Below are 24,848 nucleotides of genomic sequence, written 5' to 3'. Positions count from 1 at the left end.
ACCTGAAGCACACCTGAGACCACACGAAAGGGCTGGCGGTTCGCCGCTATAATCGCCGCCCTGCGTTGGAGCCCCCATGAATCCACTTCCCATCGATGCCGTACTGCCCGCCCTGCGCGAGGCATTGGCCTGTCGCCACGAGGCGGTGCTCGAAGCCCCGCCCGGCGCGGGCAAGACCACCCGCGTCCCCCTTGCCCTGCTGGACGAGCCCTGGCTCGCCGGGCAAACCATCCTCATGCTGGAGCCGCGCCGGCTGGCCGCCCGCGCCGCCGCCGAGCGCCTGGCCGCCGAGCTGGGCGAGGGCGTCGGTGAGCGGGTGGGCTACCGCATCCGCCTGGAGTCGAAGGTCGGCCCGCGCACCCGCATCGAGGTGGTGACCGAAGGCATCCTCGCCCGGCGCCTGCAGGACGACCCGGCGCTGGAGGGCGTCGGCCTGGTGATCTTCGACGAATTCCACGAGCGCAGCCTGGATGCCGACCTGGCCCTGGCGCTGACCCTCAACGGCCGCGCGCTGCTGCGCGATGAGCCGCTGAAGGTGCTGCTGATGTCCGCCACCCTGGAGGGCGAGCGCCTGTCGCGGCTGCTCGACGACGCCCCGGTGGTGCGCAGCGAAGGCCGCATGCACCCGGTGGAGGTGCGCTGGGGGCGCGCCAGCCAGCCGGGTGAGCACCTGGAGCCCCGGGTGGTGCAGACCGTGTTGCAGGCCCTGGCCGACGAGCCCGGCAGCCTGCTGGTGTTCCTCCCCGGGCAGGGCGAGATCCGCCGGGTGGCCGAGCAGCTCGGCGAGGCCCTGGCCGGGCGTGATGACATCCTCCTCTGCCCGCTGCACGGCGAGCTGGACCTGGCCGCCCAGCGCGCCGCCATCGAGCCGGCGCCGGCCGGCACGCGCAAGGTGGTGCTGGCCACCAACATCGCCGAGACCAGCCTGACCATCGACGGCGTGCGCGTGGTGGTGGACGCCGGCCTGGAACGGGTACCGCGTTTCGACCCGGCCAGCGGCATGACCCGTCTCGACACCCAGCGCATCGCTCGCGCCTCCGCCATTCAGCGCGCCGGTCGTGCCGGCCGCCTGGAGCCCGGCGTGTGCTACCGGCTGTGGTCGGAGACCCAGCACGACCAGCTGCCGGCCTACGGCACGGCGGAAATCCTCCAGGCCGACCTCACCGGCCTGGCCCTGCAACTGGCGCGCTGGGGCGTGGAGCCCGGCGAGCTGGCCTGGCTCGACCTGCCGCCGGCGGCGGCCTTCGCCCAGGGCCGCGACCTGTTGCAGCGGCTGGGCGCGCTGGACGGGCAGGGCAGCCTGACCCGCCACGGCCAGGCCATGGCCGAGCTGCCGGCCCACCCGCGCATCGCCCACCTGCTGCTGCGCGGCCAGGCCCTCGGCCTGGGTGCGCTGGCGTGCGACGTGGCGGCGTTGCTGGGGGAGCGCGACATCCTCCGTGGCGGCGGTGCCGACCTGCACAGCCGCCTGGCCCTGCTGGCCGGTGAAAGCCCGGCCGCACGTGGCGCCCGGGGCGGCGTGCAACGTGCCCGGCAGCTGGCCCGGCAGTTCCGCAGCTACCTGCGCGGGCAGCCCGGCGAGGCCGTGGCCGACCCGGAGCATCCACGCTGGCTGGGCTGCCTGCTGGCCTTCGCCTACCCCGACCGCGTGGCCCAGCAGCGGCGCGCGGGCGGCGGTGAGTACCGCCTGGCCAATGGCCGCGCGGCGCTGTTCACCGAACCCGATGCGCTGATGAAGTGCCCCTGGCTGGTGATCGCCGACCTCGGCAGCCGCCAGGGTCAGCGGGAGGAGCGCATCTACCTGGCCGCCGAGCTGGACCCGGCGCTGTTCGAGGGGCCGCTGGCCGAACAGGTCGGCACCCTGGACGTGCTGGACTGGGACGAGCGCGAGGGCGTGATGCGCGCCGAACGCCAGCGTCGGGTCGGCGAACTGGTGCTGGCCCGCGAGCCCCTGGCCGGGCTGGACGAAGCCGCCCGCACCCGCGCCCTGGTGGCCCTGGTGCGGCGCAAGGGCTTGGAACTGCTGCCCTGGACCCCTGAGCTGCGCCAATGGCAGGCGCGCATCGCCCTGTTGCGCCGGCTGGACCTGGCCGAGCGCGGCAGCAGCGACTGGCCGGATGTCAGCGATGCCGCCTTGCTGGCGAGCCTGGACGACTGGCTCGGCCCCTGGCTGGGCAAGGTCAACCGCCTGGCCCACTTCGCCAACCTGGACCTGGCCGGCATCCTCACCGGCCTGCTGCCCTGGCCCTTGCCCCAGCGCCTGGACGAACTGGCCCCGCGCACCCTGGCAGTGCCCTCGGGCTCGTCGATCCGCCTGGACTACAACGAGGAGCCGCCGGTGCTTGCCGTGCGCCTGCAGGAGCTGTTCGGCCTGGCCGACACCCCGCGCATTGCCGGTGGCCGCCAGGTGGTGAAGCTGCACCTGCTGTCCCCGGCGCACCGCCCGGTGCAGGTCACCCAGGACCTGGCGAGCTTCTGGCGCACCACCTACGCGGATGTGAAGAAGGACCTCAAGGGGCGCTACCCCAAGCACTACTGGCCTGACGACCCGCTGGTGGCCGAGCCGACCGCGCGCGCCAAGCCCCGGCGCTGATCAGGGCGCGGCGGGTGGCAGCAGCACCCGCAGCACCAGCGGCAGGTGATCGGCGATGCGCCGGGTGTCCGCGTTGCGCACCCGCGCATCCAGCAATGCCAGGCGTGGGCTGTGCAGCAGGTAGTCGAGGGTTTCGCCGCTGCCGCTGTCCGGCTGCGGGAAGCGGGTGGCCCACTGCCCGTCGCTGTCGGCCTGGCTGGCCTGGCGCGACGGCACCAGCGGGTAGCGGTTCCACAGCGGCTCCAGTGCATCGCGTTCGCCCTGTCGACGTACCGCCAGCGGTGGCGCCTGGTTCAGGTCGCCGCCCAGTACCCAGGGCTGCTGCCGGTTCTCCAGCTCATCCAGCACGCTGCGAACCATGGCCACCTGCCGCTCCGGCAGCGCGGCGTCGCCCTGGCCGTCGTCCAGGTGGGTGGTGAGCAATGCCAGGCGGCCGCCGCCCTGGACCGCCAAATGGCCCAGCAGCAGCGCCGCCTTGGGCCCGAACAGGCCGCCGGCCTCGGGCAGTTGCAGCCGCTCGGCGGCGTCCAGGCGAACCCGGCTGAGCATGACCAGCTGGGTGCCGACGCTGCCCAGCACGGCGGGGTCGGGCACGAAGGCGGCCTTCCAGTAGAAGGTCCGTGTGCTGCAGGGGTAGAGGTCGGCGAGGCGCTCGGCGAGCAGGGCGGCCTGGTCCTGGAAGGCGCTGGCGCGGGCGCCGTCCTGCAGCTCTTGCAGCAGCACCACGTCGGCCTGCTCATCGCGGATCACCCGCACCGCCTCGTCCAGGCTGTAGGCCAGGTCGGCGGGGGTCAGGTGGTGGGTGGCGTCGTCGCGGTCGGTGAGGTCGTGGGCGAAAGTGAGGCGGGTGCCGGCCAGAGCCTGGAGGTTCCAGGTCATCACCTTCACGGCCTGGCCCTGTCGCAGCGGCGGGGTGTCGGCGCTGCAGGCCACCGGCAACGCCTCGCGCGGGGCGGGGTGCCAGGTCAGTACATAGGCCAGCGCCGCCAGGCCGACGCCGACGACCAGCAGGCAGAGCAGGAGACGGCGCAGGAAGGTGGGCATCGGTCCGGGCTGGCTGGGCATGAGCGGGGCAGCATACCCGAGGCCCATCCGGCGGCCCAGCGAAGCGAAGGCCAGCGGCTATGCTTCAGGGTGCCCAGGCCGCTGTGCAGCGGCCGATCGGGCCGGCCGGAGGTTATCCTCCAGCATTCGAGGCCGAGCCGAACGGCAAGGGAATTGCAGGCTTTGCCGCTGCGTTCGTTCCCGGGAGCCGGCATGCGCAAGTTCGTTTCACCCTTCCTCGCCATGAGCCTGGCCCTGTTGCTGGCCGGCCCGCTGCTGGCCGACGAGCCGCCGCCGTTGCGGGTGATGACCGATTACTGGCCGCCTTTTCGCATCGAAGGGGAGAACGGGCGCATCACCGGCCTGGACATGGACCTGCTGGCAGAGCTCGAGCGGCGCACCGGGCTGCACTTCGAGGTGCAGCGCGCGCCCTGGGCCCGGGGCCTGGCGGCGCTGCAGGGTGGCACCGCCGACCTGATGACCGGGCTGGCGCGCACCCCGGAACGCGAGCGCTACATCGACTACCTGGCCCAGCCTTACTACGCCTGCGCGCCGCGCCTGTATGCCTCGCCGGAGGTGGCGCCGCGCATCCGCCACTACGCGGACCTCAAGGGGCCCACCATCGGTTTCGTGCTGGAGTCCGCCTACTTCGAGCCCTTCGACTCGGACCGGAACCTGGCCAAGTTCGGCGTGAACAACGAGGCGCAGCTGCTGCAGATGCTCGCCCTCGGGCGCTTGCAGGTGGTGATCGGCACGGATTGCCAGGTGGACTACGAACTGCGTGACCCGCACCTGGCCGGGCGCATCCTGCGCACCGCCTACCAGCCCGAGGCACGCACCGACCTCTACATCGGCTTTTCCCGCCAGCGGCCATTGACGGCGGAGCGCCAGCGCATTGCCAAGGCACTGGAGCAGATGCAGGCGGAGGGCTGGATACAGCGGGCGGCGGCGCGCTACCAGCCGCCTCGGGAGTGAAGGCTCAGTCCACCACCAGTTCGAAGTCCTGGCTGAGGTCCCAGAACGTCGCTTCCACCTTGTGCCCGTCCAGGTCGCGGACGAAGCAGCCGTAGTAGGGCGCGCCGTATTCCTCGCGCGGGCCCGGCGCGCCGTCGGGGCGGGCACCGGCGGCGATGGCGGCCTGGTAGAAGGCGTCCACCGATTCACGGTCCGGGGCGAAGAAGCCGATGTGGGTGCCGTTGCCGACGCTGGCCGGGGCGCCGTTGTAGGGGCGTTGTATCCAGAACTCCGGGTACTCGCGGCCGTAGGCCACCGCCCCGGGGTGCTCGACGACACGGCGGCAGCCGAGAGTGGCCAGCACCCGGTCGTAGAAGGCGACGGCACGGTCGAAATCGTTGCTGCCCAGGGATACGTGGGAAAGGATGCTCGGGTTGCTTTCCATGGCGGGTTCTCCTTCAGGGGGACCCACCGAGCCTAGCAGGCAGTTGAAAAACCAGCGGCGTCGAAACGCACTCTTCGGTCGTTCCCGCTTTGCACCGGTGCGCTTTTCAACGGCCTGCGAACGGGGTTCAGCGTTCCGCTGCCGGCTCTGCCAGGAGGCTGAACAGCCGGTACATCAGCACGCTGGCGAACAGCTGCAGGCCCGCGTCGAGGCAGTCGGCCATCAGGCTGCCGAGGGGATCGGGGTGTTCGCCGAGCTGTGCGCCGACCCACCACTCGAAGCCCCACATCGGCCCCACTGCCAGCAGCAGGCAGCAGAAGACGGTGACGAAGTGGCCGCCGGTCATGCGGTAGCTCTCCTTCATGGCCTCCATGGGGGCGAGGCCGTTGATCACCAGCAGCAGTTCGGCAAAGGCCAGGCGGCTCATGATCCACAGCCCCGGCAGGATCATCAGCGACAACCCGAGCATCACCAGTAACGTGGTGAAGGCCGCCAGCACCGCGTAGCCCGGCCAGCGCCACAGGGCCATGGCCCAGAGCTGCTGGCGGCGCAGGCGCAGGCCGCTGCTGCGGCTGTCGACGAAGAGGATCAGCGCACCGGTGTACATCGGGTAGAAGAACAGCCGGATCAGCAGCTGCGCCGCCGCCGGTGTCGGGCCTTCGAACCACAGCGCGGCCAGTTGCTGGACCAGCGCCTCAAGCAGGATGAACGGCAGGCAGAGCAGGGCGATCTGGCTGGCATGCCGGCTGAAGAAGTAGCAGGAGTCGCGCAGCAGGAGGAGGGGATTCATCGACGGGCGCCAAAATTCAGGGCTGTAAACGAACTCTAGACGATGCCCGGCAACGTCTCAAAAACGCGCTGGCACGCTGCTTTGGCGCGTTGGCCTCCGGCAACCGATGTTGGCAGGTGGGCGACGATCATGCGCCCAGCTCCGCCAGCAGGGTGGCGAAGTCCAGCACCCGGCCGTACTCCCTGGCGAGGTTGGCCATGGCCATGTCGTGCACCTCCTCGGCGGTGCGCAGCCGGCCGGACCAATCGGGCTTGGCGAAGGTGTAGCAGGCGTCGCTGACCACCGTGGTGGCGAAGCCCAGGCAACTGGCGCTGCGGGCCGTGGCTTCCACCGAGTTCTCGCTGGCGACGCCGACCACCACCACCGCGCGCAGCCCGCGCACGTGCAGCCAGCGTTCCAGCTGGCTGTGGATAAACGCATCGGTGACGTTCTTTTCCAGCACGGCTTCGTCCGCGCGGGGCTCGAAGGCGTCCTGGAAGCGCGCGCCGTCCTGGCCGGGAGCGAACACCGAGCCCGGGTCGCGGGAGATGTGGCGGATGTGCACCAGCGGCCAGCCGCGTTGGCGCCACAGGGCCAGGAGTTCGGCCATGCGGGCTTCGGCCTCGGGGTGGTTGCGGGGTGTGGCGACCCGCTGGATACCGCGTTGCTGGTCGATGATGAGCAGGGCTGCCGGGGTGTGCATGGGTGTGCCGTCCGTTGCGTGGCGAGAGGGGCGATTCTGCCCGCGCCTATGGGTGCCGTCAGCCCCCGGTGCACAGGCTGGTGGCAACTCGGCAGGCGCGAGGGCGCCGGGGGCTGGCATACTGCCGCCCTTGCCGCTGTTCACCGAGGTTCCCCGTGAAGAAGATCGCCCTGTTCGCCGATGTGCAGAACCTCTACTACACGGTGCGCCACGTCTACGGCTGCCACTTCAACTACGGCGCCCTGTGGCGCAGCCTGTCGGAGCAGGGCTGCCTGGTGGAGGCCACCGCCTACGCCATCGACCGTGGCGACCCGCGCCAGCGGCAGTTCCAGCAGATCCTCCGCAACCTGGGCTTCCAGGTCCGCCTCAAGCCCTTCATCCAGCGCGCCGACGGCTCGGCCAAGGGCGACTGGGACGTGGGCATCACCATCGACGTGCTGGACGCCTGCGACAGGGCGGACTGCATCGTGCTCGCCTCCGGTGATGGCGACTTCGACCTGTTGCTGGAGCGCGTCCGCAGCCGTGGCCTGGAGGCCGTCGCCTATGGCGTGCCCGGCCTCACCGCGCAGTCACTGGTGCGCGCCGCCAGCCACTACGTGCCGATCGACGGCGACTTGCTGCTGCGCTGAGCCTCCGCCGCCTTGCGCCGGGTCGGTTCGGCACGGGGTGCCTGCACCTGCAGGGGCGCGGGGATGCGCTGCTCGAACGGGGTGGAGAGGATCAGCGAGGTCTTGCTGGCGCCGTACTGGCTGAGGTGGTCGAGCAGATCCTGCAGCTCCGGCATCGAGGCCACGGCAGCCTTCATCAGCACGCAGGCATCCCCGGTGATGCGGTGGCACAGGGCGATCTGCGGGATGCGCGCCAGGGCTTCGAGGGTGCGCTTGGATTCGTGGTCGGTCAGGCGCAGTTCGATGACGCACTCGATGGGCAGGCCGACCTTCGCCAGGTCCACCGAGGCGTGGTAGCCGGTGATCACCCCGGCGCTTTCCAGCTTGGCCACCCGGTCCGCGACGGCGGGGGCGGAGAGGTTCACCCGCCGGCCCAGCTCGGCGAAGGTGGCGCGGCCGTTCTCCATCAGGGCGGCGAGCAGCAGGCGGTCGTATTTGTCCATGGGGGCTCCGGGTGCTTCTGTGGAAAACAAGGCCGATAGACGCAATTGCCTTTTTTTCAAAGGTTCATGCCCCATACAAGAAGGTTTGTCTTCTTATTGGGGCGCTAGAGCCTTGCATAGAATAGGTGGCCCTGTCATCGGAACGACGAGTACTGCCATGTCTTCGCGCGCATCGCCGCTGTTGCTGATCGCCTCCTTCTTCGCCCTCTACGTCATCTGGGGCTCCACCTACCTGGCCATCCGCATTGGCGTGGAGTCCTGGCCGCCGCTGCTGATGGCCGGCGTACGCTTCGTCATCGCCGGTGGGCTGCTGTTCGCCTGGCTGCGCTGGCGCGGTGCGCCGATGCCGAGCCGGCGCGAGTGGAAGGCCGGCGCGGTGATCGGTGTGCTGCTGCTGAGCTGCGGCAACGGTGGCGTGACCCTGGCCGAGCACCTGGGCGTGGCCTCCGGTGTGGCGGCGCTGGCGGTGGCGACGGTGCCGCTGTTCGCCCTGGTGTTCGGGCTGATCTGGGGCCAGCGCACCAGCGGCCTGGAATGGGCCGGTATCGCCCTGGGCCTGGCGGGCATTGCCCTGCTCAACCTGGGCTCCAACCTGCAGGCGAGCCCCCTGGGGGCGGCGCTGATCCTCTTTGCGGCCGCCAGCTGGTCCTTCGGCTCGATGTGGAGCAAGCAACTGCCGCTGCCCGCCGGCCCCATGGCCAGCGCGGTGGAGATGCTCGCCGGTGGCGTCGCCCTGTTGCTGGGCAGCGCGCTGAGCGGCGAGCGCATGACCAGCCTGCCCACGCCGGCCGGCTGGGGAGCACTGGCCTACCTGGTGGTGTTTGGCTCGATCATCGCCTTCAGCGCCTACCTCTACCTGCTCAAGCACGTGCGCCCGGCAGCGGCCACCAGCTACGCCTACGTCAACCCGATGGTGGCGGTGCTGCTGGGGGTGAGCTTCGCCGGCGAGCACATCGGCGCCGAGGAGGGGTTGGCGATGCTGGTGATCATCAGCGCGGTGGTGCTCATCGGCCTGCCCCAGTGGCGTCCGTCCCGCGCCAGCGCGCGGGCCTGAGTGCTGTGGCACGCCGGGCGCCAGCCCAGCGTGCCGGCGAGGCCGCAAGGCCCTAGAATGTCGGCTTTCCATCCTGCCGGCTGTTTTCCATGACCTTTGCATCCCTTGGCCTGATCGAACCCCTGCTGCGCGCCCTCGACGGGCTCGGCTACCAGACCCCTTCACCGGTCCAGGCCGAGGCGATACCCGCCGTGCTCAAGGGGCGCGACCTGATGGCCGCGGCCCAGACCGGCACCGGCAAGACCGCCGGCTTCGCCCTGCCGCTGCTGCAGAAGCTCACCCAGGAAGGCCCCCAGGTGGCGGCCAACTCGGTGCGCGCCCTAGTGCTGGTGCCCACCCGCGAGCTGGCCGAGCAGGTCCACCAGAGCCTCCAGGCCTACGGCCAGCACCTGCCCCTGCGCACCTACGCGGTGTACGGCGGGGTCAGCATCAACCCGCAGATGATGAAGCTGCGCAAGGGCATCGACCTGCTGGTGGCCACCCCGGGCCGCCTGCTCGACCTGTACCGGCAGAACGCGGTGAAGTTCAGCCAGCTGCAGGCGCTGGTGCTGGACGAGGCCGACCGCATGCTCGACCTGGGCTTCGCCCGTGAGCTGGATGAGCTGTTCGTCGCCCTGCCGCGCCGCCGGCAGACCCTGCTGTTCTCCGCCACCTTCTCCGACGCCATCCGCCAGATGGCCCGCCACCTGCTGCGTGACCCGCTGAGCATCGAGGTCAGCCCGCGCAACGCGGCGGCCCGCAGCGTGCGCCAGTGGCTGGTGCCGGTGGACAAGAAGCGCAAGACCGAACTCTTCCTGCACCTGCTGGAGCAGCACCGCTGGCGCCAGGTGCTGGTGTTCGCCAAGACCCGCAAGGGCGTCGACCAGTTGGTGGAGGTGCTGCACGCGCGCGGCATCGCCGCCGATTCGATCCACGGCGACAAGCCCCAGCCCTCGCGCCTGCGGGCCCTGGAGCGGTTCAAGGCCGGGGAGGTGGACGTGCTGGTGGCCACCGACGTGGCGGCCCGTGGCCTGGATATCCACGACCTGCCCCAGGTGGTGAACCTGGACCTGCCCATCGTCGCCGAGGACTACGTCCACCGCATCGGCCGCACCGGGCGTGCCGGGGCCACCGGTGAGGCGGTGTCGCTGGTGTGCGCCGACGAGGTGGAGCTGCTCTCGGCCATCGAGGTGCTGATCCGCCAGACCCTGGAGCGCCGCGAGGAGCCAGGGTTCGAGCCGGACCACCGGGTGCCGGTCACCGACGCCAGCGGCGCCATCCTGAAGAAGCCGAAGAAACCCAAGAAGCCGAAGGAGCCGGCGGCCGGTGGCAAGCCCGCGCGCCTGGGCAACTGGATCGACAGCGAGAAGCCCAAGGTCAAGGCGGTGCGCAAGAGCCCCGGCTTCTCCCGTGGCAAGAAGGGCTGACCCGCTTCGGCGTAGTACCCCGGTTCGCCGGAGTATTGCGTTATCGCCAATTGGAATTTGAGCGCGCTGCTCAATAACCGATCAACCCGCTCCAGCCCCCGCCGTGCCTGGCTCCGCCTGGCCTTTCCACGAGTTATCCACAATCCGTTCCACAGGAAATGGGGGCAGAAAACGCCCCCTGCGGCATCCCGCCGCTCTAGTTCGCGGCGTTGAAACGCGACGGCGGGTATTGCCTTTTCCCGCGTCTGATGGCAGGCGCCGGTTCGTCGACAATCCCCAGGGAAATTTCCCTTTTCCGTGTGCTGTACGAATTCTGCTCGCTGGCTGGGGCGCCAGTATTCATGGGGCTTTCATGCAGTTCTGTACGAGTTGTCCACAGGCTCCTCCACAGTTTTTGTGGGCAGCTGCAGGCTTGCCTGGAGCCGGTTGATCTGTTAGCCGGCAGGCGATTCCGTGGTTTCGGATTTGTACGAAAAATGATCAGTTCGGGCGGGGGCCGGCCCCTGCTGGGGCCGGGCTCGGCATCCACTCGCTGTCCACAAGGTTATCCACAGGTTCTGTGAATAGTCGGGCTCAGGGCTCGCCGCCCTTGCCGGCACGCAGGGCAGCCGCCTGCAGCTTGTAGCGGGCCACTTCGGTGACGTCGTAGATGACGATGCACAGGTGGTCCACCTGGCCGTTGGCGCCCCCCAGGGGGAGCAGGGTGACGTTCTGGTACATGAAGGCCTCCTCGCCGGTGATCGGCTGGTAGTTGTCGAAGCGCATCAGGTACGGGCGTTGTTCCCACAGGCTGAAGGCCCGGGTGCCCAGTTGCACCACGCTGTCCACCTTGCGCCGCAGCCAGGTCTCGTCGATCTCGGCGAACAGCTCGAACAGCGGCTTGCCGTGGACCTCGTCGGGGCCGAGGCCGGAGTGGTTCTCCATGAAGCTGTTCCACACCTCGACGCGGTACTGGCGGTCCACCACCACCACGCCGACGTCGATGCATTGGACGATGTCCAGCAGCCAGTGGATTTCCTTGATATCGATCTGTGCCGGCATGGGTTAGTCCATCAGGTAGCGGATCTTGTGGGTGAGGCGCGGGATGGCCTCTTCGGTGAACAGCACCAGCAGGTCGAAGTGGATGTCGTGGCCCTCCAGGCTGTAGCTGATCTCCACCGCCAGGGTCTTCTTCCAGCGGCTGCGGTTGAGCTGGATCAGCCGCTCGATGGAGGCGTGCTGGCCCAGCAGTTGCGGGTGGCCCTGGGAGAAGCGCACGTCGATCTGCTCGGCGATGCCCGCCAGGCAGGCGCCGATGAGGATGCTGGCGAGGTCCAGCAGCATCTCCGAGGTCTCGTTGTCGTCCGCCGGCTGCCAGCGCAGCAGGCGCGCCATGTCGGCGATCTCCGAGTCGTGGAACAGCAGCAGCGCCTCGCCGGCGATGGCGTCGCCGATGAAGCCCTGGCACACCGCACTCAGCCGCTCGCCGCGCTGGGCGTCGGCCAGGGTCATGTGCAGTTCACTGACTTCGAAGATGTTCACGTTGGGCACCGGCAACTGCACGAACACCCCGAGCACCTTGGCCAGCAGCGCGGCGGCGCGGCCCATGGCGACGTTGGTCACCTCGCGCAGGGCGTCGCGGAAGTTGACCTTCAGCGACAGCTCTTCGCGGGGCGGCAGGTCCACCGGCGGGGCGTCGTCGGCCGGGGGGCGCATCAGCCCCAGGCGCAACAGGGTGGCGCGCAGTTCGTCGGGGTCAGCGGGCTTCTTGATGAAGGCCAGCGCGCCGAGTTCCATCACCCGGCGCTGGGCTTCGTCCTGGATGTCGCCGGACACCACCACCACGCGGGCCTTGAGGCCCTCGGCGCGGAGCTGGGCGAGTACCTGGTAGCCGTCCATCACCGGCATCGTCAGGTCGAGCAGCACCACCAGGCCGAGGCCCTGGCGGATCGCGGCCATGGCTTCTTCCCCGTGGTTGGCCTGGGTGATGGACACCGGCCATTCCGGGGGCAGCGCGCGGATCAATTGCTTGCGCGCCATCATCGAGTCGTCGCAGACGAGAAGGGGGATCACTGAGCGGTTCCGCCGTGGACTGCTGGGAGGTGAAAGCAAGCATAGACGCTGTGAGGAGCGCCCCGGAAGCCGTCTTGCACCTTCTCTGTGGGGTGTTCTTCAGCGCGCGTCGAGGGGGCGTACCATGAAGCGGTGGGCAGCGATGCCGGGCACGCCGGACGGGCGCTCCAGCATCACCCGAAAGCCCAGGCGTTCGTACAGCGCCTGAGCGCGGGGATTGGCGGCGGAAACATCCAGCGCCGCGCGGTGGTGGCCCTCCAGGCGGCCCAGGTGCAGCAGGTGGTCGATCAACTGGCGGCCGATGCCCTGGCCGGTGAGGTCGTCGGCCACGCCCAGGTGGGCGAGGTAGCAGGCGTCGCGCGGTGGCGGCTGGATCACCTGCTCCAGCTGCAGGCCCCGGCGGATCACCGCCGGGGCGCCGAGGTGGTAGAAGCCGAGGATCTGGCCCAGCGCCGCCAGGCTGTTGGCGAGGTTGCGGGCGCCGCTGAAGGCCGCGCCGGTGGCGACGATGCGCCCGTCCAGCTCGCCGACCCAGTGCAGGTCATGGCCGAACTCTCCGGCCGGGCGGGCCAGCGTCCAGCGCAGGAAGTCGAGCGCGTGGCGCTTGCCGTGGCTGAAGGCGTAGTCGAAGGCGGCCGGGCCCGAGCGGTAGACCAGCGGGGCAATGGCGGGGGCATCAGCGGCGACGGCGGGGCGGAAGATCAACGGCATGGTGACTTCGACTGCGCGGGGGAGAGGCGAAATCTAGCACGATGGTTCCGTTTTCCAAGTGGCCGTCACGGTGCGTCGATCCCCAGCCAGTCCAGCATGCCGAGGCCAGCACGCCGGCCGCTGGCGAAGCAGGCGGTGAGCAGGTAGCCGCCGGTGGGGGCCTCCCAGTCGAGCATCTCCCCGGCGCAGAAGACCCCGGGCAGGTCCTTCAGCATCAGGCCCTCGGTCAGCGCCTCGAACGGCACGCCGCCGGCGGAGCTGATGGCCTCGTCCAGCGGGCGCGGGCGCACCAGGGTGAGGGGCAGGCGCTTGATCACGGCGGCCAGGCGCGCCGGGTCCTGGAAATCCGCTTGGCCGGACAGCTCCCGCAGCAGGCCGGAACGGGCGCCGTCCAGGCCCAGCTGGCTGTGCAGGTGCTTGGCCATGGAGCGCGAACCCCGGGGGCGGGCGAGGGCGGCACGGACTTTTTCCACAGGCAGGTTGGGCAGCAGGTCGAGGTACACCGTGGCCTGGCCATCCCGGTTGATGCGCTCGCGGATCGCGGCAGACAGGGCATAGACCAGGCTGCCCTCGACGCCCTGCTCGGTGAGCACGAATTCGCCCTGGCGCGGCGGCGTGTCGTCCAGGGCCATGGCCACCGGCTTGATCGGCGCGCCGGCGAACTTCTCCTTCAGCAGCGCGCTCCAGCCCGCCACCTCGAAACCACAATTGCTCGGCTGCAGGCGCCGCACCGGCACGCCACGGGCCTCCAGCAACGGCACCCAGGCCCCGTCCGAACCCAGCCGTGCCCAGCTGCCGCCCCCCAGGGCCAGCAGGCAGGCGCTGGCCTCGACGCGGACTTCCCCGTCCGGCGTGGCTAGGCGCAGCGCACCGCCCTCGGCCCAGCCGAGCCAGCGGTGCCGGGTGTGGACCTGTACCCCCAGCTCGCGCAGGCGCTTGAGCCAGGCCCGCAGCAGCGGCGCGGCCTTCATGTCCGTGGGGAACACCCGCCCGGACGTCCCGACGAAGGTGTCGATCCCCAGGCCATGGATCCACCCCCGCAACGCCTCGGCATCGAACCCTTCCAGCAGGGCGGCCACTTCGTCCCGTCGCTCGCCATAACGCCCCAGGAAGGGGGCCAGCGGCTCGGAGTGGGTGATGTTCATCCCGCCAACACCGGCCAACAGGAACTTGCGCCCCACCGAGGGCATGGCGTCGTAGAGATCGACACGTACACCGGCACGGGCCAGGACTTCAGCGGCCATCAGGCCGGCAGGGCCGCCGCCGACAACGGCGACGCAGGGGAGGGGCTGGGTCATGAAAGGCAGGGGCTGGTTGGAGTGGCGCGCATTCTAGCAGGGGTGGAGTAAGTGGTTGCCGCTCGTCACTGGCTGCAATGCCGCACACGGCGTGTCCCTCCTATGAAGGCTGGAATGCGGAGCTGTCAGCCAGCGCGTTGTCGGCCCCACGCTGTGGGTGGCGCCTGGTGGCTTAGCGCTGCTGCAACTGAGGTTCGGCCTGGGGTTGGGCGTGTTGCTGTTCGAGGCGTGCGGCCTGGGCGCCTTGGCCCGCTGGACGTACTGCTGGTAGGCCGGGATGGCGATGGCGGCGAGGATGCCGACCAGGAAGATCATCACGAAGCCTCCATGGCCACCCGGACGGGTGCCCAGGACCCTATGCGAGGCCCTCGCTCCGCCACACCCGCGCGGCGCTGTGGTGCAGGATGCCGTGGCGGCGGGCGAGGGCGGCGCGGTCCTTGTCGTAGCCGCCGCCGATCACACCCACCACCGGGATGTCGCGGCCCAGGCAGTGGCGCATCACCGCTTCGTCGCGCCGGGCCAGGCCCGCGTCGGTGAGCTGCAGGTAGCCCAGGGCGTCGTCCTTGTGCACGTCGACACCGGCGTCGTAGATCACCAGGTCCGGCTGGTAGAGCGGCAGCAGGTAGTTCAGCGCGTCGTCCACCACCTGCAGGTAGCCGTCGTCGGCCAGGCCCATGGGCAGGGGGATGTCCCAGTCGCTCTCGGCCTTGCGTGCGGGGAAGTTCTTTTCGCAGTGCAGCGAGACGGTGATGGCCTCCGGGGTGTCGGCCAGGATGCGGGCGGTGCCGTCGCCCTGGTGCACGTCGCAGTCGAAGATCAGCACCCGGCCGACCCGCCCGGCCTCCAGCAGGTAGCGGCTGATCACCGCCAGGTCGTTGAAGATGCAGAAGCCCGAGGGGAAGTCGTAGTGGGCGTGGTGGGTGCCGCCGGCCAGGTGGCAGGCCAGGCCATGTTCCAGGGCCAGCTCCGCCGCCAGCAGCGAGCCGCCCACCGCGCGCACGGTGCGCCGGGCCAGGGCTTCGCTCCAGGGCAGGCCGAGGCGGCGCTGGTCCTCCCGGGCCAGCTCGCCCTGCAGGTAGCGGGCGATGTAGTCCGGGCAATGGGCCAGGGCCAGCACCTCCGGCGGGCACAGGGCCGGGCGGTGCAGGGTGGCGTCGGTGGCGATGCCGCTGGCCACCAGGTGCTGGTACAGCAGGCGGAACTTCTCCATGGGGAAGCGGTGTTCCGGCGGGAGGGGCGGGCTGTAGTCGTCGTGGTAGACCAGCGGCAGGTCCATCGGCGGGTTCTCGTGGCGGGGCGCGGCCGTATGATAGGCGCCTTTGCCCCGGCCCGAGAAAGCCCATGCCCGCCCCCGAGTTGCTGACACCCCGGCTGCGCCTGCGCCCCTGGCGCGACGATGACGCCCCGGCCTTTGCCGCACTGAACGCCGACCCGGCAGTGATGCACCATTTCCCCGCCTGCCTGGACCGCACGGAAAGCGACGCCCTGGCCGCGCGCCTGGGCGAGCACGTCGAGGCCCATGGCTTCGGCCACTGGGTGGTGGAGCAGCGCAGCGATGGCGCCTTCGTCGGCATGCTGGCGTTGCTGCACGTGGGCTTCGAGGCACCCTTCACCCCGGCGGTGGAGATCGGCTGGCGCCTGCTGCCGCGCTTCTGGGGCCAGGGGCTGGCCGGCGAGGCGGCAGGCGCGGTGCTGGACTTCGCCTTCGCCACCCTGGGGCTGGAGGAGGTGGTGGCCTTCACCGTGCCGGCCAACCAGCCGTCCTGGACGCTCATGCAGCGGCTGGGCATGCGCCGCGACGAGGCGGGGGACTTCGAGCACCCGCGCCTGCCGGAGGGTCACCCCCTGAGGCGCCACGTGCTGTACCGCATCAGTCAGGCGGACTGGGCGGCGCGACGCTGAGGGCGGGCGTGCCGCCGGTCGCCTCTATGGAGCTTGCACGGGGCACCCGCTGAAATGGCGTGAACATCCCCGATGTTTTCCCTCAACCCGGAGCGGCCGAACCTTTATCATTTGCCCCCGGCCGCGCTGCTCGGCCCACCCCGAACGATGAAGACCGCCGCACGGCCGATGCGGCGGCGTGCCTTGCTGAGGAGAACCCCATGACCCAGGTGCTCGACGAACTGGTCGCCCTGCTGAGCCTCGAATCCATCGAGGAGAACCTGTTCCGTGGCGTCAGCCAGGACCTCGGCTTCCGCCAGCTGTTCGGCGGCCAGGTGCTGGGCCAGTCGCTGTCGGCGGCGAGCCAGACGGTGGAGCCGGAGCGCCATGTGCACTCGCTGCATGGCTACTTCCTGCGCCCCGGCGACGCCAGCCTGCCGGTGGTCTACTCGGTGGAGCGGGTGCGCGACGGCGGCAGCTTCAGCACCCGCCGGGTCACGGCGATCCAGAAGGGCCAGCAGATCTTCACCTGCAGCGCGTCCTTCCAGCAGGACGAGGGCGGCTTCGAGCACCAGATCACCATGCCCGACGTACCGGGCCCGGAGAACCTGCCGAGCGAGCTGGAGCTGACCAAGCGCAATGCGCACCTGCTGTCCGAGCGGGTGCGTGACAAGTTCCTCTGCGCCAAGCCCATCGAGATCCGCCCGGTCAGCGCCAACAACCCCTACGACCCCAAGCCCGGCGAGCCGGTCAAGCACGTCTGGTTCCGCGCCGATGGCTCGCTGCCGGACATCGCCGCGTTGCACAAGTACATCCTCGCCTACGCCTCGGACTTCGGCCTGCTGACCACCGCCATGCTGCCCCACGGGGTTTCGGTGTGGCAGAAGTTCATGCAGGTGGCCAGCCTCGACCACGCGCTGTGGTTCCACCGCGACCTGCGCGCCGACGACTGGCTGCTCTACGCCATGGACAGCCCCTGGTCCGGCAATTCCCGCGGGTTCTCCCGTGGCAGCATCTTCAACCGCGCCGGGCAGCTGGTGGCCTCGGTGGCCCAGGAAGGCCTGACCCGCCTGCGCGAGGACTGGAAGTGAACGCCCGCCAGGCGCGGCCGCTGGCCAGCTACCGGCACTGGGTGTTCGACATGGACGGCACCCTGACGGTGGCCGTGCATGACTTCGCCGCCATCCGCCGGGCGCTGGACATCCCCCCGGAGGACGACATCCTCCATCACCTGGCCGCCCTGCCGGAGGCCGAGTCCCGCGCCAAGCACGCCTGGCTGCTGGAGCACGAGCGCGAACTGGCCCTGGCCTCGCGCCCGGCCACCGGCGCGGTCCCGCTGGTGCGGGCCCTGCACGAGCAGGGCGTGCGCCTGGGCATTCTCACCCGCAATGCCCGCGAGCTGGCGCTGCTGACCCTGCAGGCCATCGGCCTGGATGACTGCTTCGCCCACGCCGACATCCTCGGCCGCGACGAGGCGCCGCCCAAGCCCCACCCGGGCGGGCTGCTGCACCTGGCCGAGCAGTGGACGGTGGCACCGGAGGAGCTGGTGATGGTGGGGGACTACCGCTTCGACCTGGACTGCGGCCGTGCGGCCGGTGCCGCTACGGTGCTGGTCAACCTGCCGGAGAACCCCTGGCCGGAACTGGCCGATTGGCACCTGCCCGATTGCGTGGCGATGCTCGACCTGTTGCGGGCCGAGACGCTTCCCGCGCGCTGATCAGGCCCTAGAGGCGCTGTGCCGCGAAGGTGTCGCAGCGCTTCACCTGGCCGCTCTCGAAACCGGCCGTGAACCAGCGCATCCGCTGCTCCGAGGTGCCGTGGGTGAAGGCATCGGGGCGGACCTGGCCCCGCGCCTGGCGTTGCAGGCGGTCGTCGCCGATGGCGCTGGCGGCGTTGAGGGCTTCCTCGACATCACCCGGCTCCAGCCATTGCAGGCGCTTCTGCGCGTGGTGCGCCCAGACCCCGGCCAGGCAGTCGGCTTGCAGTTCCTGGCGTACCAGCAAGCCGTTCGCGCCCTCCAGCCGTGCGCCCCGGCGGCGCGCCTCGTCGAGGCGGGCGGTCAGGCCCAGCACGGTCTGCACGTGGTGGCCCACCTCGTGGGCGATGACGTAGGCCTGGGCGAAGTCGCCGGCGGCGGAGAAGCGCTGGCTCATCTCGCGGAAGAAATCCAGGTCCAGGTACACCTGGCGATCACCGGGGCAATAGAACGGACCCACTGCCGAACTGGCGTGGCCGCAGGCGGACTCCACCGCGCCGCTGAACAGCACCAGACGCGGCTCCGGGTAGCTGCGTCCGGCCTGCTGGAACAGCGCCTGCCAGGTGTCCTCGGTGTCGCCGAGCACTGCGCGGACGAACTCCACCTCCTGGTCGTCGCCCACCGGTGCACCGCTGTGGGGCGGCGCGGTGGCCACCGAGGCCTGGCGCGCCACCTGGTCGAGGATGGTCAGCGGGTCTTCCCCCAGCAGCAGGCCGACCACCACCACCAGGGCCAGCCCGCCGAGGCCCAGGCCCTTGCCGGGCAGGCCGCTGCGGCGGGCGTCCACCAGGTTGTCGCTGCGTCTTGCGCGCTGCCAACGCATCGTTGCCTCCGCTGCCGTCAAACGCCCAAGTCTTGTCGCCCGGCGCCGTGAACGCCAGGTCGGTCGTCAGGCCAGCGTTTCGGGAGCCGGCAGCAGGGTGGCGCGGGCCAGCAGGTGCACGCCGCCGCCGACATGCACGTGGCCGTCGGCCTCGACGCGAACTTCCAGGCGGCTGGGGCGCTGCAGGAAGCGCCCCTGGGCGAGGGCGAAGGGCTGGCCCCGAGGCGCCAGGCCGCGCTCCACCAGCCAGGCGGCGACCGGGCCGGCGGCGCTGCCGGTGGCGATGTCTTCCACCAGGCCGGCCGGGTCCCAGGTGCGGCCTTCGCGGGCGTCCACGTCGATGAGGAACACGAAGGCCGCGCCGATGGCCACCAGGTCGTCGTCCAGCAGGCGCTGCTGGCGGGCGTTGGCGAGGCCGTCGGCGGTCACCGGCAGCAGCAGGTAGGGCAGGCCGGTGCTGACCACCCGGGGCGGATAACGGCGATCCCACTGGCTGCTGAAGGCAGCGGCGAAGGCGTCGGCGGCCGTGGCGTCCAGTTCCTGGCCGAACCGGGCCGGGCCCTGGTCCATCTCCGCGTGGTAGCCGCCGCCGGCCTGGCGGCGGGTCGTCAGCGGCACGTCGCGTTCGCCCAGGCGCAGGCGCCAGGTGGCGCTGTCGGTGCGGGCATGCAGGTGGTGGAGCAGGGCGGCGGCGCCGAGGAGCGGGTGGCCGGCGAAGGGCAGCTCTTCTTCCAGGGTGAAGATGCGCGCGGAGAACAGGTCGGCCTCGGCACCGGGCGCGAGGAAGATCGACTCGAACTGCCGCAGCTCCCGGGTGAGTGCCTGCATCGCCTCGCCGGAAAGCCCCCGCGCATCGGCGAACACCGCCAGCCCGTTGCCGGCCAGCACCCGTTCGGCGAATACATCGACCTGCCAGTACTCCATTTTTCCTGCTCCTTAAATGCAGACGGCCGCCCCAAGTACACCTCTAGGAGCGGCCGCCATTTTGGATAAGTGGCGATCAGTGTGCCGGATATTCCGCCAGCACGCTCTCGCGCCCCTGGCTGTCGAGGCCGACCACCTGGTAGGCGTCCTGGCGGTCGCCCATCTCCATGCCCGGGGAGCCGATGGGCATGCCGGGCACGGCGGCGCCGATCAGGTCGGCGCGCTCGCGCAGGCGCAGCACGTCGCGGGCGGGCACGTGGCCCTCGACGAACTTGCCGTCGATCACGCCGGTGTGGCACGAGCCCAGGCGGTGGGGCACGCCGAGGCGCTCCTTGACCGCGGCCATGTCGTTTTCCACGTGGTCGTTGACCTGCAGGCCGTTGTCACGCAGGTGGCTGATCCAGGCCTTGCAGCAGCCGCAGTTGGGGTCGCGGTAGACGTCCAGGGTGACCGGATCGGCGGCCTGGGCGAACAGCGGGGCAACGAGCAGGGGGAGCAGGTAGAGGCGCATGGGAGTTCTCCTGGCGGAAATCGGCGGAGCTTAGCGCCATGCGGGCCGTGGCGCGCGCCAAGGCTGTTACCGGATGTGCCGTTCAGCCCACGCGCCGGAGGGGGAAGTCCTGCAGCAGCAGGGCGATGGCCTGGTCCAGCTCGGTCTGCGCCAGGTTGTCCAGGGGCTGGCCGGCGCGGGCCTCGTAGAGCAGCCGCTCGTCGAAGCCGTCGAACACCCGCAGACTGAAGCCGTCACCCTCCTGCGGCCCCGGCAGGCCGTAGCACAGCGCCAGGTCGCCTTCCTGCTCGCGGTAGCGGTAGCCCTTGGCATCCATGGCCTTGTGCACGGCGTTGTCCAGGCGCTGGCCGAAGGCGGCCTGGTCCGGGGCCAGGCTGCCGCGCACGCTGAAGGTTGCCGGAGCTGCCGCCGGGGGCGTGTCGCCACCGCCTTCTGCCGTGGGGGCGAGGCTGGCCCCGAGCAGCATGGCGAGCAACGGCAGGCTCTGGCGCGGGGGCAGCATGGGTGTCTCCTCGGGTGGCTGGACTGTCCGCAGCCTAGTCCCGGCCCGTCTGGCCCGGCACCGTCCGATGGGTTGGCCGAACGATTCGGCGGGGGCCGGGTCTGTTGCTCATTCCGTTACCGCAAGAGGACAAGGCGATGCGGCTGGCCCGCGTGATCCTGGTGATCCAGGTGCTGGTATTCGCCGGCTTCGGGCTGGCGTACTGGTTCCGTCCCTACGAGATGGCCAACCTCAACGGCATGCTGCTGATGGAGACGGCCTCGGTGAGCAACGTGCGCGTCTACTACGGCGGCCTGCAGATCGGCCTGGCGCTGTTCCTGCTGTGGGCATTGCGTGAACGCGAGCGGGTGCGCGCCGCATTGGTGCTGCTGATGCTGATGCAGGGCTGCCTGGCCCTGGCGCGCCTGGGGGCGTTGTGGCTGGACGATGCGGCGCTGCCTGCGTTCGATTTCAACGGCCTGGCCTACAAGCTCGCCAGCGCCCTGCTGGCGGCGTTCGCCCTGTCGCGCCTCGCCCGGCCACCGCTGCCGGACTTGCCGACGAACGGCGATCTGGATGATGATCCGGTGCCGCCGCCGCGCCGGGGCGAAGGCCGCGACACACCGGCGCAGGGGCTCCCGGAAATAGCGCCCGGCGCGCCTGGAGAGCGCTGAACAGAGCCTCCGAGGCGGCTTTTCCGGTTCGCCGGGCAGGTCACGGAAAAGTGCCTATCCTTTGGCTTACACGCCGATGAGTGAGGTGCTCCCATGGATATAGAAACGCTGTTCGCCCAGCTCCACACCCTGCCCAGCATCCCCAAGGTGGCGCAGGACCTGATCCAGCAATTCGACAACCCCACGTCCAGCCTCGACGCCGTGGCGCGCAACATCCAGCTGGACCCGGTGATCGCCGCCAAGGTGCTGCGCCTGGCCAACTCCGCCCGGTTTCGCGGCGCCCGCGAGTCCACCAGCGTCGAGGACGCGGCCATGCGCCTGGGCTTCAACACCCTGCGCACCCTGGTCATGGCCTCGGCTGTCACCGGCGCATTCAAGGCACCCACCAGCTTCGACCTCAAGGGCTTCTGGCTGCACAGCTTCCAGGTGGCCAGCATCAGCCGCCTGCTGGCCAAGCAGCGCGGGCTCGACCCGGACACCGCCTTCACCTGCGGGATGATGCATGACATCGGCGAACTGCTGATCCAGACCGGTGCGCCGGAATTCGCCGAGCGCTTCAACAGCGGCAAGGGCGGCGCTACCGGGCGGGCCGCCAACGAGACGCTGCAACTGGGCTTCGGCTACCCCGAGGTCGGCGCCGAGCTGGCGCGCCGCTGGCAACTGCCGGTGGTGATCCAGCAGGCCATCGCCTACCAGGCCCGCCCCATGCAGGCCCCGGCGGAGGCCCAGCTGTCGCGCGTGCTGGCCCAGGCGGTGCTGGTCAGCGAAGCCCTGCAGGCCCATGGCGGCGCTACTGACGAAGCGCGCGCATCGCTGGACGGACCGTTGATGGAGGGGGTGGACTTGGTGGCGCTGTTCAATGCGCTGCCGGCCGTGCTGGAGGCGGACAAGGCGTTCGCCGAACTGCTGGGGTGAACACACGCATGCCGGTGCTTGACGCCGTGGGGGCGGCTGGAATAGTTTCCGACCCCATGAACCCGAACACCTCGATGCCGCGCCAGCAGATTATTACCGCCATTCCGATCATGGCGGGTTAGCGATCATCGACCGGAAACCCGCCCTAGAGGCGGGTTTCTTCTTTCTGTCTCCAGGGTCCCAGCCAAGCCAGGAGACAGCATGAACCCTTCCCCCCTCGTCGAGGCCGTGCAACGGGCCGACCACCTGATCAACAGCGGGCGCTTCGATGCGCTGATGGACTTCTACACCGACGACGCCGTGCTGGTGGTGCGGCCGGGGCTGGAGGTCCAGGGGCGCGAGCGCATCCGCCAGGCCTTCGACGGCATCGCCGCGCACTTCCAGCACAGCCTCTGGGTGACCCAGCGCGACCTGCAGGTGATGGAAACCACGGACACGGCGCTGGTGCTGGGCCGCGCGCGCATCCAGTGGCGGGCCACCGATGGCTTCCTCTCCTTCGTCGAGCGCAAGGCCACCTACGTGTTCCGCAAGGAGCCGGACGGTGCCTGGCGCTGCGCGGTGGATAACTCCTACGGCACCGCCCTGCTGGACGGCACCGCCCCGGAGGTGACCCCATGAGCGAGGCCCTGCTCAAGCACTACGTGCAGAAGATCCTCCGCGCGCCGGTCTACGACGTCGCCATCGAGACGCCCCTGCAACCGGCCCCGCGCCTTGCCGAGCGGCTCGGCAACCGGGTGCTGCTCAAGCGCGAGGACCTGCAGCCGGTCTACTCCTTCAAGATCCGTGGCGCCTACAACCGCCTCGTCCAGCTGGAGCCGGAGGCCCGGGCGCGCGGGGTGATCGCCGCCTCCGCCGGCAACCACGCCCAGGGCCTGGCCCTGGCGGCCCGCGAGCTGGGCATCGAGGCCACCATCGTCATGCCGCGCACCACGCCGGAGCTGAAGGTCCAGGGCGTGCTGGCCCGGGGCGGCAAGGTGGTGCTGCACGGCGATGCCTTCCCCGAGGCCCTGGCCCATGCCTGGGCGCGCGTGCAGGCCGAGGGGCTGACTTTCATCCCGCCCTACGATGACCCCGAGGTGATCGCCGGGCAGGGCACCGTGGCCATGGAGATCCTGCGCCAGCAGCCCGGCCAGCTCGACGCCATCTTCGTGCCGGTGGGCGGTGGAGGGCTGATCGCCGGCATCGCCGCCTACGTGAAGTACCTGCGGCCCGAGGTGAAGGTGATCGGCGTCGAACCGGACGATTCCAACTGCCTGCAGGCCGCCCTGGTAGCGGGCGAGCGGGTGGTGCTGGAGCAGGTGGGGCTGTTCGCCGACGGCGTGGCGGTGGCGCAGATCGGCGCGCACAACTTCGAGGTGTGCCGCGAGTACGTGGACGAAGTGATCACCGTCAGCACCGACGAGATCTGCGCGGCGATCAAGGACATCTACGACGACACCCGTTCCATCACCGAGCCCTCCGGCGCCCTGGCCGTGGCCGGGATCAAGCGCTACGTCGAGCGCGAGGGCGTGACGGGGCAGGTGCTGGTGGCCATCGACTCCGGCGCCAACGTCAACTTCGACCGCCTGCGCCACGTGGCCGAGCGTGCGGAGCTGGGCGAGCAGCGCGAGGCGATCATCGCCGTCACCATCCCCGAGCGGCCGGGCAGCTTCCGCACCTTCTGCGAAGCGCTGGGCAAACGGCAGATCACCGAATTCAGCTATCGCTACGACGACGGCGACCAGGCCCGGTTGTTCGTCGGCGTGCAGACCCACCCGCTCAACGACCCGCGCCAGGCACTGGTGGAAGGGCTGCGGCAGCAGGGCTTCCCGGTGCTGGACCTGACCGACAACGAACTGGCCAAGCTGCACATCCGCCACATGGTCGGCGGCCGCGCCGTGGGCGCGCAGGACGAGCGCCTGCTGCGCTTCGAATTCCCCGAGCGGCCCGGTGCGTTGTTCAACTTCCTCGACAAGCTGGGCGGGCGCTGGAACATCAGCCTGTTCCACTACCGCAACCACGGCGCCGCCGACGGCCGCGTGCTGGCGGGGTTGCAGGTGCCGGAGGAACAGATGCACCAACTGCCCGCCGCCCTGGACGCCATCGGCTACCCCTGGTGGGACGAAAGCGACAACCCCGCCTACCGCCTGTTCGCCCGCTGACGCTCGACCCGCAGCGCGGGGTGGGCCGGGCGGCGTTCCGCTTCAGCCCACCGCCCGGAGCGGCAGCGGGCTCGATTCCGGACGGGGGGACGTCGCTTTTTACGTTGCACGGCAAGGTCCAAGGTGCTGGCCGTGGAGCTTTTCGCGAATGAATTCGCTCCCACCAGGTCTGTTCCGCCGGCGTATTGCACGGTGCGTGGGAGCGGTTTCAACCGCGATGGCGCTTGCAGCCGTAGCCCGGACTTCAGTCCGGGTTTGCCGGGGGGTACGGTCCCGGGCTGAAGCCCGGGCTACGGTGCTGCGTGCGTAGATACCGTCTTGATTTCTAGTGAGCAAGGGCCAGTTTTGCGTCAAACGGCTGACCCGATTTCAGCACGCCATAGGCGATGTTCAGCAGCTTGCGCATCGCTGCGCAGACGATCTGCTTGCCGGTCTTGCCCCGCTCCCTTAGCCGTTCGCCCATGGCTCTGATCGCTTCGTTGTAGGTCAGGGCGCTGATCGCGGGCATGTACAGGCCGGCTCTCAGGCGCGATGAGCCCATCTTGGAGATGCGTGTCTGCCCCCGGTAGCTCCCGGATTCCTGCAGCCGTGGATTGAGCCCG

General features: G+C 70.2%; 27 protein-coding genes. 12 read left to right on the top strand and 15 right to left on the bottom strand.

Features of this window, described 5'->3' with window-relative positions; translation table 11 throughout:
* The first annotated feature begins 76 nt into the window (after window positions 1-76).
* Window positions 77-2,593 carry an ATP-dependent helicase HrpB gene (gene hrpB, locus BM198_RS24440; RefSeq protein ID WP_074973122.1) on the top strand — a complete coding sequence of 839 codons (2,517 nt, stop codon included), beginning with the start codon at window positions 77-79 and terminating at the stop codon, window positions 2,591-2,593.
* Here the strand turns inward: hrpB and BM198_RS24435 are convergent, their stop codons facing one another.
* On the bottom strand, window positions 2,594-3,637 hold the full coding sequence (locus BM198_RS24435; RefSeq protein WP_074973121.1) for an endonuclease/exonuclease/phosphatase family protein: 1,044 nt from the start codon (window positions 3,635-3,637) through the stop codon (window positions 2,594-2,596).
* A gap of 213 nt (window positions 3,638-3,850) precedes the next feature.
* On the opposite strand from BM198_RS24435, the gene BM198_RS24430 reads away from it, so the two are divergent.
* Window positions 3,851-4,612: a substrate-binding periplasmic protein gene (locus tag BM198_RS24430; RefSeq protein ID WP_373870854.1), complete on the top strand. Its 762-nt coding sequence runs from the start codon at window positions 3,851-3,853 to the stop codon at window positions 4,610-4,612.
* 4 nt (window positions 4,613-4,616) lie between these two features.
* Here BM198_RS24430 and BM198_RS24425 read toward each other — a convergent pair whose 3' ends face one another.
* The 3 genes from BM198_RS24425 to BM198_RS24415 form a co-directional block, all read right to left on the bottom strand.
* A complete protein-coding gene (locus BM198_RS24425) occupies window positions 4,617-5,036 on the bottom strand; it encodes a VOC family protein (protein WP_074973120.1) in 420 nt (139 codons plus the stop codon).
* Window positions 5,037-5,163: 127 nt separating this feature from the next.
* On the bottom strand, window positions 5,164-5,826 hold the full coding sequence (locus BM198_RS24420; RefSeq protein WP_074973119.1) for a hypothetical protein: 663 nt from the start codon (window positions 5,824-5,826) through the stop codon (window positions 5,164-5,166).
* Between the two features lie 127 nt (window positions 5,827-5,953).
* A complete protein-coding gene (locus BM198_RS24415) occupies window positions 5,954-6,508 on the bottom strand; it encodes a cysteine hydrolase family protein (protein WP_074973117.1) in 555 nt (184 codons plus the stop codon).
* A gap of 155 nt (window positions 6,509-6,663) precedes the next feature.
* On the opposite strand from BM198_RS24415, the gene BM198_RS24410 reads away from it, so the two are divergent.
* Window positions 6,664-7,137: an NYN domain-containing protein gene (locus BM198_RS24410; RefSeq protein ID WP_044410639.1), complete on the top strand. Its 474-nt coding sequence runs from the start codon at window positions 6,664-6,666 to the stop codon at window positions 7,135-7,137.
* Here BM198_RS24410 and BM198_RS24405 read toward each other — a convergent pair.
* Window positions 7,101-7,619 carry an Lrp/AsnC family transcriptional regulator gene (locus tag BM198_RS24405; protein WP_044410636.1) on the bottom strand — a complete coding sequence of 173 codons (519 nt, stop codon included), beginning with the start codon at window positions 7,617-7,619 and terminating at the stop codon, window positions 7,101-7,103. The genes BM198_RS24410 and BM198_RS24405 overlap by 37 nt on opposite strands.
* A 157-nt stretch (window positions 7,620-7,776) precedes the next feature.
* Between BM198_RS24405 and yedA the strand changes: the two genes are divergently transcribed.
* Together yedA and BM198_RS24395 are read left to right on the top strand one after the other, a co-directional pair.
* Window positions 7,777-8,673, top strand: coding sequence for a drug/metabolite exporter YedA (yedA, locus tag BM198_RS24400; RefSeq protein ID WP_074973116.1), 897 nt, complete (start codon window positions 7,777-7,779; stop codon window positions 8,671-8,673).
* An 89-nt stretch (window positions 8,674-8,762) separates the two neighbouring features.
* Complete coding sequence (locus BM198_RS24395; RefSeq protein WP_069560754.1) at window positions 8,763-10,079, top strand: RNA helicase RhlE1; 1,317 nt, start codon at window positions 8,763-8,765, stop codon at window positions 10,077-10,079.
* 573 nt (window positions 10,080-10,652) lie between these two features.
* Here BM198_RS24395 and BM198_RS24390 read toward each other — a convergent pair.
* The 5 genes from BM198_RS24390 to BM198_RS24365 all read right to left on the bottom strand — a co-directional run bounded on the left by BM198_RS24390 (window position 10,653) and on the right by BM198_RS24365 (window position 15,416).
* The gene (locus tag BM198_RS24390; RefSeq protein WP_044410628.1) at window positions 10,653-11,120 is read right to left on the bottom strand and encodes a PAS domain-containing protein; all 468 of its coding nucleotides are present in this window, start codon (window positions 11,118-11,120) and stop codon (window positions 10,653-10,655) included.
* 3 nt (window positions 11,121-11,123) lie between these two features.
* Window positions 11,124-12,131 carry a response regulator gene (locus BM198_RS24385; protein ID WP_044410626.1) on the bottom strand — a complete coding sequence of 336 codons (1,008 nt, stop codon included), beginning with the start codon at window positions 12,129-12,131 and terminating at the stop codon, window positions 11,124-11,126.
* Between the two features lie 99 nt (window positions 12,132-12,230).
* On the bottom strand, window positions 12,231-12,842 hold the full coding sequence (locus tag BM198_RS24380) for a GNAT family N-acetyltransferase (RefSeq protein ID WP_074973112.1): 612 nt from the start codon (window positions 12,840-12,842) through the stop codon (window positions 12,231-12,233).
* Window positions 12,843-12,907: 65 nt separating this feature from the next.
* Window positions 12,908-14,140, bottom strand: a complete 1,233-nt coding sequence (locus tag BM198_RS24375) for a TIGR03862 family flavoprotein (protein ID WP_074973111.1) — start codon at window positions 14,138-14,140, stop codon at window positions 12,908-12,910.
* 355 nt (window positions 14,141-14,495) lie between these two features.
* On the bottom strand, window positions 14,496-15,416 hold the full coding sequence (locus BM198_RS24365) for a histone deacetylase family protein (RefSeq protein WP_074973107.1): 921 nt from the start codon (window positions 15,414-15,416) through the stop codon (window positions 14,496-14,498).
* A gap of 65 nt (window positions 15,417-15,481) precedes the next feature.
* Here BM198_RS24365 and BM198_RS24360 point away from each other — a divergent pair, with 65 nt between their 5' ends.
* The 3 genes from BM198_RS24360 (at window position 15,482) to BM198_RS24350 (ending at window position 17,738) form a co-directional block, all read left to right on the top strand.
* Complete coding sequence (locus BM198_RS24360) at window positions 15,482-16,042, top strand: GNAT family N-acetyltransferase (RefSeq protein WP_074973106.1); 561 nt, start codon at window positions 15,482-15,484, stop codon at window positions 16,040-16,042.
* A 200-nt stretch (window positions 16,043-16,242) separates the two neighbouring features.
* Entirely contained in the window at window positions 16,243-17,112 is an 870-nt protein-coding gene (gene tesB / locus BM198_RS24355; protein WP_074973104.1) for an acyl-CoA thioesterase II, read from the top strand.
* Complete coding sequence (locus BM198_RS24350; RefSeq protein ID WP_165670048.1) at window positions 17,109-17,738, top strand: HAD family hydrolase; 630 nt, start codon at window positions 17,109-17,111, stop codon at window positions 17,736-17,738. The genes tesB and BM198_RS24350 overlap by 4 nt, the downstream gene beginning before the upstream one ends.
* A 7-nt stretch (window positions 17,739-17,745) precedes the next feature.
* On the opposite strand, the gene ypfJ is transcribed toward BM198_RS24350, so the two are convergent.
* The 4 genes from ypfJ to BM198_RS24330 form a co-directional block, all read right to left on the bottom strand.
* A complete protein-coding gene (gene ypfJ, locus BM198_RS24345; RefSeq protein ID WP_074973102.1) occupies window positions 17,746-18,600 on the bottom strand; it encodes a KPN_02809 family neutral zinc metallopeptidase in 855 nt (284 codons plus the stop codon).
* A gap of 66 nt (window positions 18,601-18,666) precedes the next feature.
* The gene (locus tag BM198_RS24340) at window positions 18,667-19,524 is read right to left on the bottom strand and encodes a PhzF family phenazine biosynthesis protein (protein WP_074973101.1); all 858 of its coding nucleotides are present in this window, start codon (window positions 19,522-19,524) and stop codon (window positions 18,667-18,669) included.
* Window positions 19,525-19,600: 76 nt separating this feature from the next.
* Window positions 19,601-20,035 (bottom strand): DUF411 domain-containing protein, encoded by a 435-nt coding sequence (locus BM198_RS24335; RefSeq protein WP_069563630.1) that lies wholly within the window; start codon window positions 20,033-20,035, stop codon window positions 19,601-19,603.
* An 82-nt stretch (window positions 20,036-20,117) separates the two neighbouring features.
* The gene (locus tag BM198_RS24330; RefSeq protein WP_074973098.1) at window positions 20,118-20,537 is read right to left on the bottom strand and encodes a DUF4136 domain-containing protein; all 420 of its coding nucleotides are present in this window, start codon (window positions 20,535-20,537) and stop codon (window positions 20,118-20,120) included.
* Window positions 20,538-20,674: 137 nt separating this feature from the next.
* Here BM198_RS24330 and BM198_RS24325 point away from each other — a divergent pair, with 137 nt between their 5' ends.
* The 4 genes from BM198_RS24325 to ilvA all read left to right on the top strand — a co-directional run bounded on the left by BM198_RS24325 (window position 20,675) and on the right by ilvA (window position 24,246).
* Window positions 20,675-21,190, top strand: coding sequence for a DUF4345 domain-containing protein (locus tag BM198_RS24325; RefSeq protein ID WP_074973096.1), 516 nt, complete (start codon window positions 20,675-20,677; stop codon window positions 21,188-21,190).
* A 93-nt stretch (window positions 21,191-21,283) separates the two neighbouring features.
* Complete coding sequence (locus tag BM198_RS24320) at window positions 21,284-22,105, top strand: HDOD domain-containing protein (protein ID WP_044410589.1); 822 nt, start codon at window positions 21,284-21,286, stop codon at window positions 22,103-22,105.
* Window positions 22,106-22,306: 201 nt separating this feature from the next.
* On the top strand, window positions 22,307-22,723 hold the full coding sequence (locus BM198_RS24315) for a YybH family protein (RefSeq protein ID WP_044410586.1): 417 nt from the start codon (window positions 22,307-22,309) through the stop codon (window positions 22,721-22,723).
* A gap of 8 nt (window positions 22,724-22,731) precedes the next feature.
* The gene (ilvA, locus tag BM198_RS24310; RefSeq protein WP_074973222.1) at window positions 22,732-24,246 is read left to right on the top strand and encodes a threonine ammonia-lyase, biosynthetic; all 1,515 of its coding nucleotides are present in this window, start codon (window positions 22,732-22,734) and stop codon (window positions 24,244-24,246) included.
* Between the two features lie 325 nt (window positions 24,247-24,571).
* On the opposite strand, the gene BM198_RS24305 is transcribed toward ilvA, so the two are convergent.
* A partial coding sequence (locus tag BM198_RS24305) for a transposase (protein ID WP_139233704.1) occupies window positions 24,572-24,848 on the bottom strand: 277 nt, incomplete at its 5' end.

It is taken from the genome of Metapseudomonas otitidis, assembly GCF_900111835.1.
Lineage (GTDB): Bacteria > Pseudomonadota > Gammaproteobacteria > Pseudomonadales > Pseudomonadaceae > Metapseudomonas > Metapseudomonas otitidis.
The sequence above is the reverse complement of the archived record's forward strand: the minus strand, read 5'-3'. Positions and strand labels throughout refer to the sequence as shown.

What these genes read in the sequence shown, in the direction of transcription:
- hrpB (WP_074973122.1), top strand. Translation starts at nt 77, where the DNA reads ATGAATCCACTTCCCATCGATGCCGTACTGCCCGCCCTGCGCGAGGCA.
- BM198_RS24435 (WP_074973121.1), bottom strand. Translation starts at nt 3,637, where the DNA reads ATGCCCACCTTCCTGCGCCGTCTCCTGCTCTGCCTGCTGGTCGTCGGC.
- BM198_RS24430 (WP_373870854.1), top strand. Translation starts at nt 3,851, where the DNA reads ATGCGCAAGTTCGTTTCACCCTTCCTCGCCATGAGCCTGGCCCTGTTG.
- BM198_RS24425 (WP_074973120.1), bottom strand. Translation starts at nt 5,036, where the DNA reads ATGGAAAGCAACCCGAGCATCCTTTCCCACGTATCCCTGGGCAGCAAC.
- BM198_RS24420 (WP_074973119.1), bottom strand. Translation starts at nt 5,826, where the DNA reads ATGAATCCCCTCCTCCTGCTGCGCGACTCCTGCTACTTCTTCAGCCGG.
- BM198_RS24415 (WP_074973117.1), bottom strand. Translation starts at nt 6,508, where the DNA reads ATGCACACCCCGGCAGCCCTGCTCATCATCGACCAGCAACGCGGTATC.
- BM198_RS24405 (WP_044410636.1), bottom strand. Translation starts at nt 7,619, where the DNA reads ATGGACAAATACGACCGCCTGCTGCTCGCCGCCCTGATGGAGAACGGC.
- yedA (WP_074973116.1), top strand. Translation starts at nt 7,777, where the DNA reads ATGTCTTCGCGCGCATCGCCGCTGTTGCTGATCGCCTCCTTCTTCGCC.
- BM198_RS24395 (WP_069560754.1), top strand. Translation starts at nt 8,763, where the DNA reads ATGACCTTTGCATCCCTTGGCCTGATCGAACCCCTGCTGCGCGCCCTC.
- BM198_RS24390 (WP_044410628.1), bottom strand. Translation starts at nt 11,120, where the DNA reads ATGCCGGCACAGATCGATATCAAGGAAATCCACTGGCTGCTGGACATC.
- BM198_RS24380 (WP_074973112.1), bottom strand. Translation starts at nt 12,842, where the DNA reads ATGCCGTTGATCTTCCGCCCCGCCGTCGCCGCTGATGCCCCCGCCATT.
- BM198_RS24375 (WP_074973111.1), bottom strand. Translation starts at nt 14,140, where the DNA reads ATGACCCAGCCCCTCCCCTGCGTCGCCGTTGTCGGCGGCGGCCCTGCC.
- BM198_RS24365 (WP_074973107.1), bottom strand. Translation starts at nt 15,416, where the DNA reads ATGGACCTGCCGCTGGTCTACCACGACGACTACAGCCCGCCCCTCCCG.
- BM198_RS24360 (WP_074973106.1), top strand. Translation starts at nt 15,482, where the DNA reads ATGCCCGCCCCCGAGTTGCTGACACCCCGGCTGCGCCTGCGCCCCTGG.
- tesB (WP_074973104.1), top strand. Translation starts at nt 16,243, where the DNA reads ATGACCCAGGTGCTCGACGAACTGGTCGCCCTGCTGAGCCTCGAATCC.
- ypfJ (WP_074973102.1), bottom strand. Translation starts at nt 18,600, where the DNA reads ATGCGTTGGCAGCGCGCAAGACGCAGCGACAACCTGGTGGACGCCCGC.
- BM198_RS24340 (WP_074973101.1), bottom strand. Translation starts at nt 19,524, where the DNA reads ATGGAGTACTGGCAGGTCGATGTATTCGCCGAACGGGTGCTGGCCGGC.
- BM198_RS24335 (WP_069563630.1), bottom strand. Translation starts at nt 20,035, where the DNA reads ATGCGCCTCTACCTGCTCCCCCTGCTCGTTGCCCCGCTGTTCGCCCAG.
- BM198_RS24330 (WP_074973098.1), bottom strand. Translation starts at nt 20,537, where the DNA reads ATGCTGCCCCCGCGCCAGAGCCTGCCGTTGCTCGCCATGCTGCTCGGG.
- BM198_RS24325 (WP_074973096.1), top strand. Translation starts at nt 20,675, where the DNA reads ATGCGGCTGGCCCGCGTGATCCTGGTGATCCAGGTGCTGGTATTCGCC.
- BM198_RS24320 (WP_044410589.1), top strand. Translation starts at nt 21,284, where the DNA reads ATGGATATAGAAACGCTGTTCGCCCAGCTCCACACCCTGCCCAGCATC.
- BM198_RS24315 (WP_044410586.1), top strand. Translation starts at nt 22,307, where the DNA reads ATGAACCCTTCCCCCCTCGTCGAGGCCGTGCAACGGGCCGACCACCTG.